This is a genomic window from Pseudoalteromonas sp. M8 (assembly GCF_018141365.1).
Classification (GTDB): Bacteria; Pseudomonadota; Gammaproteobacteria; order Enterobacterales; family Alteromonadaceae; genus Pseudoalteromonas.
Map to the genome: position 1 here is coordinate 94,556 of NZ_CP047240.1, position 12,945 is coordinate 107,500.

Here is a 12,945-nt window from a genome sequence, read left to right on the forward strand (position 1 = left end):
GGGTATGTCTAAGGTAGGCAACTTGAGTGTAGGGGACAAGTGTACTTGTCCCCATAAGTGTAAGATTTTATTTCCCTGCCATTTTCGTTTTGGCATCGGCTGCCATTAAGGCAAATACGGCGTATGCCGCGGTATTTTGCTTTAGTTTTTCTGGATCGACTTTATCAAGCGTGTCATCGGCTGTGTGGTGATAATCAAAATAATCGGTTCCATCTTGGTGTAAAGCGAAGATTGGCGCTGATGTAGCATTTTTCAGCGGAATTAAGTCAGGACCACCATGTGCGCTATTCTTGCCAATATAAGTAACGCCAAGTGGCGCCAATTGTTTTGCAATCTCACGCACAACCGGTAAGGAAGCGGCATTTACGTTTGATTCAAACGCATACACTACATCTGCACCAAAATCGGACTCGGATGCGGCTACGATGCGGTCTAATTCTGCCTGATGCTTTTTAAAATAAGCTTTTGCTCCCCAAAGACCGAGTTCTTCTGCTGCAAATAGGACTACGCGGACACTACGTTTAGGGCGTTTTACATCGGCAATATGCTTAGCTGCCGCCATCGTTAATGCAACACCAGCACCATCATCGAGTGCACCAGTACCCAGATCCCAAGAGTCTAAGTGACCACCAATCAAGACATATTGCTCTGGAAACTCAGTACCAGAGAATTCACCGATGACGTTATAACTGGTTCCTTCACCTAAGTCCTCAGTTTGAATATTTAGCGCGACTTTAACTGCATGACCAGAGTTGATAAGGCGTGCTAGCTGATCCGCATCTGGGTTGGCAACTGCAGTGGACGGGATCTTTGTCACTCCCGCTTTATAGTGACTGCCGCCAGTGTGCGCGAAGCGGTGGTGGCTGGTGCTGACTGAGCGCATCATATAGGCGATAGCGCCTTTTTTAGCCGCTTCTACGGCGCCGCTATTACGAGCTCTTACTGCCGGTCCATAGCCATTACCATCAATATCGCGGTTCATGCGGTAATTAATAAAAGCTATTTTACCTTTTAAGCTGTTGTCTGGCGCAGCAATCAGCTCATCGAGAGTTTCAAACAACACCACTTCGCCACTTAAGCCATCTTTTGGTGTACTGACACTGTTACCGAGCGCTGTAAGGTGTAGCGGTTGTTCGCTCGGTATCAGGATTTTTGCAGACTCATGGTAGCGGCGCCATTCAGGAAAGGTCGCTTTCTCAAGCCAGACTTTGTCAAAGCCCAGTTGCTCAAATTGTTTCTTTGCCCAAGCTACCGCTTTTTTATCATTTTCGGTACCCGGTAAGCGTGGGCCTACTTCTGTGGTGAGGGATTCTAGTAGTTGCCAACTTAGGTTGCTGTGGCTTGCGGCTTCTCTAACTTGTTTAACTTGTTCTAATTGTTGTGTAGTAAATTCTTCGGCTTGCAGTGCTGTACTCAAACCTGCGCTTAATAAACCAAATGCCAATAGTGATTTAAACTTCATGATAATCCTTGGTAAAAATGGAGTTACCGAGAGATTAAAGCATAAATTGTGATGTAAGTCCGTGTATTGCGATGAGGATAATTCATCCACAATCTAGGGGGGCTTTATCTTGGAATAATAGAGTAAAGCGGTTAGCGAATTTACACATTTGGTATAAAATACGCGATTAAGATAGCGAATAGGAAAGCACTGTGTCGATCACTTCATTTTCTCAATTACCTCTAAACCAAGCGCTTGCTCAGCGCCTTGTAGATCTTAACTACATGGTGCCAACAGCAGTACAGTCTGTGAGTTTAGCGCCGGCGCTGACCGGACGAGATTTAGTCGTGAAAGGGAAAACTGGATCTGGTAAAACACTGGTGTTTTCACTTGCGCTGCTGAATAAGTTGCAGCCCGAGTGCAATGAAGTTCAGGCTTTGGTGTTATGTCCAACGAGAGAGTTGGCTGATCAAGTCGCACAAGAGATCAGAAAAATGGCGGCTTTAATTGGTAACGTCAAAGTGCAAACACTCTGCGGAGGAACGCCAATTGAACCTCAAACACGGGCGTTGCAACACGGTGCGCATATTGTTGTTGGTACACCTGGTCGAGTTGAAGAGCATGTTTTTAATGGCTCACTCATGCTAACTGAAACGCAGACTGTGGTATTCGACGAAGCTGATCAGATGCTGGATATGGGCTTTACTGAAGCGCTAGAAAGCATTTTAGTGTATGTCCCTGAAGTTCGACAAACACTAATGTTTAGTGCGACTTACCCAGATAAGATCATGAAACTGGCGAAGCAATATATGCGTGAGCCAGAGTTTGTTGAAGCAAAAGAAGAACAAGCACACCACAGCATTAAGCAAACCTTTTATAAGTTAGACAACAATAAAATGCGCTTTAACGCGCTGAGAGTGCTGTTAATGCAGCACCAGCCGCAAAGCTGTATCGTTTTTTGTAATACCAAAGCTGAGACTAAGCGACTATTCGAAGAATTACGCCAAACCGGACTTGCTTGTGTCGAGTTACATGGCGATTTAGATCAAGGTGAGCGTGAGTGGTCATTGCTCACCTTTGCTAATAAGAGTGCCAATATTTTGGTTGCCACTGACGTGGCCGCTCGAGGGCTCGACGTTGAGGAAGTTGAGCTTGTGGTTAACTATCATTTGGCGCTTGAGCCACAGACGCATATTCACCGTGTTGGTCGTACGGGCCGGGGTGAGCACAAAGGTATCGCAGTATCTCTTTATGGAGAAAAAGAAGCCTTCAAAATAAAACAGTTGGCGGAAATATATGGTCAAGAGCTAAAACATGGCACGTTGCCGGGCCATTCACTGCTCGAAAAACCAGCCTATAAGTCGAATATGGTGACCCTCATGATTGAAGGTGGAAAGCAACAAAAGCTTCGCAAAGGAGATATCGTCGGCAGCTTGACAGGTGAAGAGGGCATTAACTTTAAACAAATTGGTAAAATCAATATATATGATGTACAAACCTTCGTGGCTGTAAAACGCGAGGCAGTAAAGCCTGCACTACGAAAGCTTAACAATAGCAAAATTAAAAATAAGCGCTATAAAGCCCTACGTGCTTAAGGTCTGCTTAAGTATCTCATACTCGTTCATTAAGCGTTTGAAAGCCTCCTCATCACCTGATTTATCTGGGTGATGAGTCAGGGCCAGTTTTCTCCAACATTGACTTAACATCCTGCGATCATATCCGTTAGGCAGTCGCCAGCGTGTTTTAATCGCGTTTAATTCGTCAGCCTTGATATTAATTCGCTGGCGAGCGCCATTGAATGCAAAGCGCTGCCAAAAGTTATCCAACAGAGCACTCACTTCTTCACTGCTGGTTTCATAGTGTTGCCAATCTAAATAGTAGCTTCTGAGCGGATCATCTAATGCTAATTGATGTTCACCTAGTTGTGGAGCTAGATAAACATTGAGCGCTTCAACATGCAGGTATTGACCCTCAGCGAATACTTCTTGCTGAAGTTGGTACAGGGCATTCATGATCAGAAAGTTGCGCTTGAAGAGATTTTTATTTTCATCTTCATCAAGGCGAGGTAGTTGCTGTTGTTCCATCAGAGCGGCGGCAATAGTGTGTACTTTTAAAGATTGATTTTGACAAATTAATTTAAAAATAACATCTGTAAGCGGATTGAACATTGTCGCCTCTTTAGTCTTGGTGTATCTTCACACTACCACGCAGACTAAATGATAAGCAATGGAGAGCAACAATGAATTTATCGAGGCTACTAAAGCCCAGATCTGTGTTTGCGTGTTGTTTTTATCTCTCTACTACTTTTCATGCGGAATATGCAGTGAGTAATACTTCACTCACTGAACGCATTACGGAAATGAAGCTGATTACGAATTGGCAACAAAAAAAAATTCTAGGCAAGGAACTTCTCGCTGAGAAAAAGCTCGGAAAAGAGAAAAAAGTGGACATTTTGTTTAGCCTTGGTAAGTCTGCTTATAGTCACAATCAGTTTAAAGATGCACTAGCTTTTCTTAGTCAGCTAGAATTAATCACCCAGTCAGAGCCCTTAACTGACAACCACTTTACTGCTGTTAAGCTACAAGGGATCTGTAATTTCTATCTCGGTCAATACCAACAGGCAATAGAGTTTTACTCTCGTGCTTTAGCGCTGGCTGAGCAGCGTAATATCCCTATTGAAATGGCTAACTTACACAGCAACCTAGGGTTGGCCTACTTTAAAAACTTTACTTTAGATCTTGCACTACAAAACTATTTAAAAGCGGACGAGCTCTATCAGGAGTTTGGCAATGCTCAAGATCACGCTGACATTCTACTCAATATTTCAGGGGTTTATATTCGTCAAGCTGCCTACGATAAAGCGGAGGAGATGCTACATACCGCGCTTAAAGCTTTTAATGAATTGGGTGATGAATATGGTGTCGCGCTTGCTCATGCAGATCTTGGAGTCCTGTATACGGAAACGAAAAAGCCTGAATTGGCTAAAGCTTCTTATCAGGCCGCCATTACGTATTATGAAGCTCAAAATGATGTTCGCCATTTATCGTACGAATACGTTAACCTCGCACTTCTTAGCTATTCCTTAGATCAGCTTGACGTTGCTGAAAAAGAGGCGAATTTTGCACTTTATTACGCTGAAAAGGCTCAAAACCCCGCTAATGTTATGGAGGCGCAATATACATTAGCACAAATATTTTTTGCACAAGGCAGACTTGTAGAAGCCTTAGCGAATGCTGAGCAAAGTTTAGCTGCCAGCCGATTGATGCACGAGCAGAAGAAGGAGCGAATGTCGCTACGTTTACTAGCGCTAATTGAGGCTGCTCAAGGTAATATACAACAAGCTAGAGAATATGACTCGCAAAATCTGGAAGCGCAAAAGCGCTTAATGAATGATGACGTGCTTAAGCGAATCAATGATTATCGTGCTAAGTATGAAGCGAGTGAGCTTTCTCGAGAAGTTGAAGTGCTCAAGCAAGAGCAAAAATTACAGCTACTGAAAGAAGAGCAGCGCAGCCAGTTACAATTGTTGGGTGTTATCATTGCACTATTAACCTTACTGACAACTTTCGCACTTTACCGACGTAAGGTTGAGCAAAGAGCAAAACTGGAGCTAAGTCAAAAAGTCGCACTTAGAACATCTGAGCTTCAGCAAAAAGCGGATGAGTTAAAAGCGGCAAATCAAGTGAAAAGTCAATTTCTAGCAAACATGAGCCATGAAATCAGAACGCCACTTACTACGGTGCTGGGACATGCAGAAGACTTGTTGGTCGAACAAGATTTAAATGCTCAGGCACAAGCTTCAGTCAGAACTATCTATAATCAAGGGTTACACTTACGAGATCTCGTCAATGATATTCTTGACCTAAGTCGAATCGAAGCTGAGCGCTTAGAGCTTGAATCAACAGAGTTTTCGGTAAGCAGCTTACTTGCGGACTTATGCGATATGTTTCAACAAAATATCCAGAGTAAGGAATTAGAGTTTATCGTTTGTGACCAGGTCAGGGCTAACGCTTACGTGCGTTTAGATTACATTCGAGTAAAACAAATACTAATAAACTTGCTAAGTAATGCCCTAAAGTTTACCGAAAAAGGCCGTATTGAATTAGAAGTATCTGAAACGCACCATGGCTTACAGTTTGTGGTGAAGGACACAGGTATTGGCATGACTGAGCAGCAGATAGGCCGAATTTTTGATAATTTCCAACAAGCTGACAACAGCATAACAAGGCGCTTTGGTGGCTCTGGGCTCGGATTAAGTTTGTCGAGCCAGCTTGCGCATATGATGAATGGTGAAATAAAAGTTCAAAGCATTATTGATAAAGGCAGTATCTTCTCTTTTCATGTACCTTGTACTGTGTATCTCAATGTCGCGGCCACTGAAGCGCAAGAACCTCAGCTAAAGCAACCTTTGTTATCAGGTACTGTGTTGGTTGTAGAGGATCACCCTGAAAACCGCCAATTATTCTCTCGTATGATCGAGCGGACGGGGGCGACGGTCATTGTAGCCGAAAATGGTGCTCGAGCGGTTGAACAGTGTCTTAGTGATTTTCCTGATTTGGTGCTTATGGACATTCAAATGCCAAGAATGGATGGTGTCGAAGCATTAAGGATTATTCGTTCTGCTGGCTATTCTGGGCCGATATACGCGCTAACCGCTAATGTACTGATGGAAGAAGTCAAATCATATATTGATTCTGGATTCAATGGACATATTGGCAAGCCGATTAATAAAAATGAATTGCTGGGAGTTCTGAATACGCATTTGAACTTTGAGCATGGCAAAGCATATGAGCTTAATATCGATTTATCGGACTTAAGAGATAGCTTCGCAAGTACTTTTGAACAAGAGCGTTATTTACTAATTGATGCTTGGCAAAATAAAGAGCTGCTCACACTCCAGGCTATTTGCCATAAGTTGGCGGGGGCGGCATCTATGTTTGAATTTCCCGAACTGGCAAGTATAGCCATAGAATTTGAAAAAGTGTTAAAGCAAGGAAATGAAGATCAGTTTCAGTCTTTGTTCTTAGCGATGTGCGATCAGCTAAAATCTAAAGAGTCTTTAGCGTCCTAAAATAGTTCTATATCATCAGCATTCCCCACATTTGAGTTTTCAGGTTGCTCAATATTACTGATTGATACCCGTGAACTGTCTTTTCTGGTGTCTAGTTCCGGGGTGTAATCTGAAATCTTAAACATGGATAACTTGGAATGAATACTTTGCGATAGTGCTATGAGGTCACGATTGGAGACCGCCTGTATTCTTGTACTTGAAAGTGCATCTGAATTCAGGTGCACCATTGACTCTATACTCTCTTGAGCTTCGTCAGAGGCTTGCTTCTGTTCTCCAACTTGTCGATGAATATCGTGAGACATTTGGTTGATAGAGAGCATCGCGTTTTCTATTTCATCAACCTCTTTTGTAGAGGCTTCGCTTAATTTTACCGTGTTATCTGTTTCCTCTAGTGCTGCTTGCATGAGTGCGTAAACAGAATCTGTACCGGATTGAATTTTTCTGATAACCAGACTTACTTCTTTTGTAGATTGGCTTGTTCTTGCCGCTAAATTACGAACTTCATCAGCAACGACGGCAAAGCCTCTGCCTAGCTCGCCAGCTCGTGCTGCTTCAATCGCAGCGTTTAGCGCAAGTAAATTGGTCTGCTCTGCAATAGCATTAATAACTTCAAGCACTGAGCTAATTTCGTTGCTGTCTGTTTTGAGCAACTCTATTTGTTCATTGGTTTTTTTGATGTTATCTGCAAGAGTTAGCAGGCTTTTTTGGCTTTTGTCAGTATCTAATCTGGTCTGCTTCACTGCCGTTGTAGCGTTTTCTACAGATGCGTAGATCTGCTCTAAGCTAGTATCTAAACGCGCGGAGATCTCTAACATAGACTGTATCGAGGTGGCTAAGTATTCTCCGTGAGTATGTTGTAGCGTCGCTTTTTGCGTCATGGATGCGTAGGTATCTCTTAAACTATCTGCCATTGGGTGAAGTCGAGAAGAAGATGCGTATACTTCACTAATTATATGTTCTATAACGGCGAAGCAATCATTCATTAGTAGGCAGGACTTAGAAATATTTTTATCTTGTTCGTTAAAGCGATACGTTAGGTCGACACCATTGTCGTTGATAAAGTTGCGAACGAGATGTTCCATATTCTTTTCAGCGGAAGAGGTTTTCTTAAAGCATAAAAGCTGGAAGAGCGCCCCCAGTACTAGAGCTCCGAGAGCAACAGCTATTTTGGCTGTATCAGAAGATAGCAAGGTGATTGCGAGTGTTACCGAAGCCAGATTAAACAGTGTGACTGTGACAATAATACGACTCGGCTTCATTCTAAGTCCCTAGGTTCATTATACAAATACGGTTTAAATTCACTAGATAGGTATAGAACAAAAACAGGCAGTTGGCGAACCTGAAAAGCAAAAAGCCAGCATAAGCTGGCTTTTCAAAAATTAGACTTAGAGTCTACTTACTTACGACGCATTGAGTCGAAAAACTCATCGTTTGTTTTGCTCATGGAAAGCTTATCAATAAGGAATTCCATGGCATCGATCTCACTCATTTCATGCACAATCTTACGCAAGATCCACATCTTTTGAAGCTCATCAGTCTTCGTTAGTAGTTCTTCACGACGAGTACCAGAGCGGTTGAAGTCGATAGCTGGGAATACACGTTTTTCCGCAATCTTACGGTTTAGGTGTAGTTCCATGTTACCCGTACCTTTAAACTCTTCGTAGATAACTTCATCCATCTTAGAGCCGGTATCGATAAGTGCCGTTGCGATGATGGTTAAGCTTCCGCCTTCCTCAACATTACGCGCAGCACCAAAGAAGCGCTTAGGTTTGTGAAGTGCATTGGCATCAACACCACCAGTTAATACTTTACCTGAGGAAGGAATAACCGTGTTGTATGCTCGAGCAAGACGTGTGATTGAGTCAAGTAGAATAATAACATCCTTCTTATGCTCAACTAAGCGTTTTGCTTTTTCGATTACCATTTCTGCTACTTGAACGTGGCGGTTGGCAGGTTCGTCAAACGTAGAAGCAATTACTTCACCTTGAACAAGACGCTGCATCTCAGTTACTTCTTCCGGACGTTCATCGATTAGTAGTACCATCAATGTTGCATCTGGGTTGTTGTATGTGATGGACTGAGCAATGTTTTGAAGCAACATTGTCTTACCCGCTTTTGGTGGTGCAACGATAAGTGCACGCTGACCTTTACCAATTGGAGAAGCAAGGTCTAATACTCGAGCGGTAATATCTTCTGTACTACCGTTACCTCGCTCCATTACCATACGCTCATTAGCATGAATAGGCGTTAGGTTTTCGAATAGGATTTTGGTACGAGAGTTTTCAGGCTTATCGAAGTTAACTTCATTAACTTTCAATAATGCAAAGTATCTTTCGCCATCTTTTGGTGGTCTGATTAAACCACTGATGGTATCACCGGTACGCAGGCTGAAACGTCTAATCTGGCTCGGAGAAACATAAATATCATCAGGGCCAGCTAGGTAAGATGCTTCTGAAGAACGTAAAAAGCCGAAGCCATCTTGTAAAATTTCTAAAACACCGCCGCCGTATATATTCTCGCCGCTTTTCGCGTGCGCTTTCAAAATAGCAAAGATAATATCTTGTTTTCTTAAACGAGCTACGTTTTCAAGTCCCATGGACTCAGCAAGTTTTACAAGTTCATTGATTGACTTGTCTTTTAATTCGCGTAAATGCATATTGGTGGGTTCTTTATTACAGTTGTCATTCTCGTTAGTTTCACGAGAGAGGTTGATTTGATAAAGCTTAAAGGTTTGTGGCTTTATAAGTTAGCAGCTAGGCGTCAGGTCGTCCAGTGTTTATACAAATTTTATTCTATTAAAAATGATATAGATCAGGTCTACAACTGCGGCAGTGATGCCGCAGAGTATGTAACAACCTGAATTACAGGTTGTTTTCTAGGAACTCAACAAGTTGAGTCTTAGATAGAGCACCAACTTTGGTTGCGGCTACTGCACCATCTTTAAACAGTAATAGTGTTGGAATACCACGGATACCGTACTTAGGTGGAGTTCCTGCGTTTTGGTCAATATTCAGTTTGCCGATCGCAACGCGGTCACCGTGTGATTCTGCAACTTCATCAAGGATAGGCGCAATCATCTTACAAGGGCCACACCATTCTGCCCAGAAATCTACTAGTACAGGCTTGTCAGATTTGATTACGTCAGCTTCAAAGCTGTCATCAGTTAGTTGGATAATTTTGTCGCTCATTACGCTCTCCGTTAGAATTAGGCGAAATATTTAATGCGTATTTAAACACTCTTGTTTCTTATTGCAAGTTTAAACGTTATGCTTTATTGCTATGACTAAGACACATTTGACCAATAAAACATTCAACGACTTTGCTTTAGCGCCGGAAGTGGTCGCCGGTTTACAGGAAAATGGCTTCGAATTTTGTACGCCAATCCAAGCAAAGTGTATACCTTACATCTGTGAAGGCCGCGATATCGCGGGTCAGGCACAAACTGGTACGGGCAAAACCCTTGCGTTTTTGACCGCGACCTGTCATCGCCTATTGCAGACTAAAAAGGATAAAAAAACGCAACCTCGTGCAATTATTATGGCACCGACTCGAGAGTTGGCTATCCAAATACATAAGGACGCGCAAGTCATTGCGCCACGTTGTGATCTTAAGCTTGCCCTTGTATATGGTGGCGAAGATTACGAAAAACAACGGGCTCAACTGGAAAAAGGTGCGGATATACTAATCGGAACGACTGGGCGTTTAATCGATTTTTATAAGCAGGGTGCTTATAACCTCAATGATATCGAAGTGGTTGTGCTAGATGAAGCAGACCGAATGTTTGATTTAGGTTTTATCAAAGACATTCGTTATTTGTTTAATCGCATGCCAGGTCGTGAAGAGCGATTAAATCTATTATTCTCTGCAACACTGTCATACAGAGTGCAAGAGTTAGCATTCGAACACATGACCAATCCTATTCATGTGCAAATTGAGCCAGATGTTAAAACGGGCAAGCGTATTCAAGAAGAGCTATTTCACCCGTCAACAGAGGACAAAATACCTTTACTGCTTACTTTGATTGAGGAAGAGTGGCCAGAGAAGGCAATCATTTTTGCTAATACTAAGCACAGCTGCGAAAACGTATATGCATGGCTGAAAGCGGATGGTCACCGTGCTGGTTTGCTTACTGGCGATGTGAACCAAAAGAAACGCCAATCGATATTAGCGCAGTTTACGCGTGGTGATGTTGACTTGCTGGTTGCGACTGATGTTGCAGCACGTGGTTTACATATTCCTGAAGTAAGTCATGTGTTCAACTTTGACTTGCCGGATGACAGAGAAGACTATGTTCACCGCATTGGTCGTACGGGTCGAGCTGGTGCATCTGGGCATGCGATTAGTTTCGCGTGCGAGCAATATGCCTACAATTTACATGAGATAGAAGAATACATAGAACATGCAATTCCTGTTTCTCATTATGATAAAACAGCACTATTAACTGACTTGCGTGCGCCTCAAGTAAATAAACGTCGTCATTCAGGCCATGGTAATAGTGGTAACAAGCAACGTGGTGGCGGTCGCCGAACTGGTGGCTATAGAAAACCACAATCCAAATAAACTTGGATAGTAAAGTAGTAAGCGCTTAATGCGATTTGTTGAGGTTTGAAAAGTGGCAAAGACTGCTTCGAAGGAAGATATTTACGCTGTAATAGACTTAGGTTCTAACAGCTTTCATATGTTGATAGCGAAACATATGGCAGGCGGTATTCACACAATCGGCCGTGTGAAAAGGAAGGTGCGGCTGGCATCTGGGCTTAATGACCAAAATGAATTGTCGCTTGAGGCGATGCAAAGAGGATGGGAGTGCCTTGCTTTGTTTGCTGAGCGCTTACAAGATATCCCCAAGCAAAATGTCAGTATTGTAGCGACTGCGACATTGCGTTTGGCTACTAACGCTCACACATTTATCGAAAAAGCGGAGCAGATCCTTAATCATCAGGTAAATGTGATAAGTGGAGAAGTGGAAGCTAAAACGATTTACAAAGGTGTCGCTCACACATCCGCCTGTCAAGGTAAGCAACTCGTTATTGATATTGGCGGCGCGAGTACCGAAGTTGTGATCGGAAAAGGCTTTGATGCCTTACTGTATAAAAGTTTAAATATGGGTTGTGTGACTTATCTTGATAGATATTTCAGCGATGGCCTATTAAGTCTGAAAAACTTTGACGCTGCAGAGCTGGCTGCAAAACAGGTTATTCAGCCTATTCAAGCCAAATATAAAAAGCTTGGCTGGGAGTTAGCCATTGGTGCGTCAGGTACTGTTCAAGCCATTCAGGAAATTTTCGCTGCGATGGGCGAGAATGAACAACTGACTCTGAGCAAGTTGGAAGAAGTAAAGCTTAAAGCAATTGAATGTGAAACGGTGGCTGCGCTAACTTTACCTGGGCTAATTGAAGAACGCCGCTTAGTCTTTGTATCGGGCCTTGCAATTTTGATTGCACTATTCAAGTCATTGGATATTCAATCTATGGGTCTTGCCGGTGGCGCACTTCGTGAGGGTGTACTTTATAGTATGATCCCTGATTTTCAGGCTGTCGATATCTGTCAGCGCACATTGGATGGTTTCACTCAGCGTTATCATGTTGATACCGAGCAGGCGCTGCGAGTATACGAAGTGGTGTCTGATATTATCGCCCAAGTGTCATCAAGCTGGGGTCTCGATGAACAAGCGAGTCTTCACTTGGCAAAGGCAATCGCATCTCTTCATGAAGTAGGCTTGCTGATTGACTATAAACAGTACCATAGACACAGCGGCTATATATTGGCGAATACTTCAATGCCTGGATATAGCAAAGCGCAAAAAGATATTATCGTTGCTATCGTTAAAAATCATAGAGCTGACCTTGTTGCCAAAGATTTTGATCGATTAGGTTGTCACTTTGGATACGCTAAGTTGTTATGCGTCGTAGTTCGACTTGGTGTTTTGTTATCTATGCGTAGAAAAGACGATGTTCTACCTAAAGTAACAGTGCAAGCCAACAATAAAGAGAATAAGTCCCTGACTATGCAAATGCCCAATCCTTGGCTATCCCTTCATCCGTTGATGTTAGCGGAGCTCATTCAAGAAGCAGCTTACCTATCAAAATTCGGTTGGGAATTAAAAATAGAGCGCATTTAGCGCTCTTTTTGTTTGTAAAACATGCAAAAACAACTGTCTTAGAGTGATTTCTATCCAAACAATCTGTTTTTCGCAATTTTCTTTAAAAAAAGGGTTGCACTAAAATCGGATCGCCCTATAATGCGACCCCACTGACACGGGGCGCTACGCTGAAAAGCAAAGCAGCAACGAGTTAGCGTCAAGTAAAACTTAAGTTCGAAACTTCTTCTCAAGAAATTCAAAATTAAGTATTGACAAAAAATTGGGAATGCTTAGAATGCACATCCCTCGGAACAACGAAGTGTTTCGAAATGTTCTTTAAAAATATGAAGC

At 42.7% G+C, this 12,945-nt stretch carries 9 protein-coding genes; 4 read left to right on the top strand and 5 right to left on the bottom strand.

Going from position 1 to position 12,945, the window contains the following annotated elements; translation table 11 throughout:
- Positions 1-67: 67 nt before the first annotated feature.
- Positions 68-1,462: a M20/M25/M40 family metallo-hydrolase gene (locus GSF13_RS05700; RefSeq protein ID WP_174170988.1), complete on the bottom strand. Its 1,395-nt coding sequence runs from the start codon at positions 1,460-1,462 to the stop codon at positions 68-70.
- Positions 1,463-1,653: 191 nt separating this feature from the next.
- On the opposite strand from GSF13_RS05700, the gene dbpA reads away from it, so the two are divergent.
- Positions 1,654-3,036 carry an ATP-dependent RNA helicase DbpA gene (gene dbpA, locus GSF13_RS05705; RefSeq protein WP_211867443.1) on the top strand — a complete coding sequence of 461 codons (1,383 nt, stop codon included), beginning with the start codon at positions 1,654-1,656 and terminating at the stop codon, positions 3,034-3,036.
- Here the strand turns inward: dbpA and GSF13_RS05710 are convergent.
- The gene (locus GSF13_RS05710) at positions 3,025-3,609 is read right to left on the bottom strand and encodes a DNA-J related domain-containing protein (RefSeq protein ID WP_174170986.1); all 585 of its coding nucleotides are present in this window, start codon (positions 3,607-3,609) and stop codon (positions 3,025-3,027) included. The two genes, dbpA and GSF13_RS05710, sit on opposite strands and share 12 nt — an antisense overlap.
- A 155-nt stretch (positions 3,610-3,764) precedes the next feature.
- Between GSF13_RS05710 and GSF13_RS05715 the strand changes: the two genes are divergently transcribed.
- The gene (locus GSF13_RS05715; protein WP_249122739.1) at positions 3,765-6,512 is read left to right on the top strand and encodes a response regulator; all 2,748 of its coding nucleotides are present in this window, start codon (positions 3,765-3,767) and stop codon (positions 6,510-6,512) included.
- Here GSF13_RS05715 and GSF13_RS05720 read toward each other — a convergent pair.
- From GSF13_RS05720 to trxA, 3 genes are all read right to left on the bottom strand, one after another.
- Positions 6,509-7,771: a methyl-accepting chemotaxis protein gene (locus GSF13_RS05720; protein WP_211867445.1), complete on the bottom strand. Its 1,263-nt coding sequence runs from the start codon at positions 7,769-7,771 to the stop codon at positions 6,509-6,511. The two genes, GSF13_RS05715 and GSF13_RS05720, sit on opposite strands and share 4 nt — an antisense overlap.
- A 137-nt stretch (positions 7,772-7,908) precedes the next feature.
- Entirely contained in the window at positions 7,909-9,168 is a 1,260-nt protein-coding gene (gene rho / locus GSF13_RS05725) for a transcription termination factor Rho (RefSeq protein WP_010604247.1), read from the bottom strand.
- 205 nt (positions 9,169-9,373) lie between these two features.
- Positions 9,374-9,700 carry a thioredoxin TrxA gene (gene trxA, locus GSF13_RS05730; RefSeq protein WP_010378172.1) on the bottom strand — a complete coding sequence of 109 codons (327 nt, stop codon included), beginning with the start codon at positions 9,698-9,700 and terminating at the stop codon, positions 9,374-9,376.
- 91 nt (positions 9,701-9,791) lie between these two features.
- Here trxA and rhlB point away from each other — a divergent pair, with 91 nt between their 5' ends.
- Both rhlB and gppA read left to right on the top strand, forming a co-directional pair.
- Positions 9,792-11,072 (top strand): ATP-dependent RNA helicase RhlB, encoded by a 1,281-nt coding sequence (gene rhlB / locus GSF13_RS05735; protein WP_010604249.1) that lies wholly within the window; start codon positions 9,792-9,794, stop codon positions 11,070-11,072.
- A 52-nt stretch (positions 11,073-11,124) separates the two neighbouring features.
- Entirely contained in the window at positions 11,125-12,633 is a 1,509-nt protein-coding gene (gppA, locus tag GSF13_RS05740) for a guanosine-5'-triphosphate,3'-diphosphate diphosphatase (protein WP_174170983.1), read from the top strand.
- The last annotated feature ends 312 nt before the right edge of the window (positions 12,634-12,945 follow it).

Coding starts and splice junctions, on each gene's coding strand:
- GSF13_RS05700 (WP_174170988.1), bottom strand. CDS start 1,462: ATGAAGTTTAAATCACTATTGGCATTTGGTTTATTAAGCGCAGGTTTG.
- GSF13_RS05710 (WP_174170986.1), bottom strand. CDS start 3,609: ATGTTCAATCCGCTTACAGATGTTATTTTTAAATTAATTTGTCAAAAT.
- GSF13_RS05720 (WP_211867445.1), bottom strand. CDS start 7,771: ATGAAGCCGAGTCGTATTATTGTCACAGTCACACTGTTTAATCTGGCT.
- rho (WP_010604247.1), bottom strand. CDS start 9,168: ATGCATTTACGCGAATTAAAAGACAAGTCAATCAATGAACTTGTAAAA.
- trxA (WP_010378172.1), bottom strand. CDS start 9,700: ATGAGCGACAAAATTATCCAACTAACTGATGACAGCTTTGAAGCTGAC.
- rhlB (WP_010604249.1), top strand. CDS start 9,792: ATGACTAAGACACATTTGACCAATAAAACATTCAACGACTTTGCTTTA.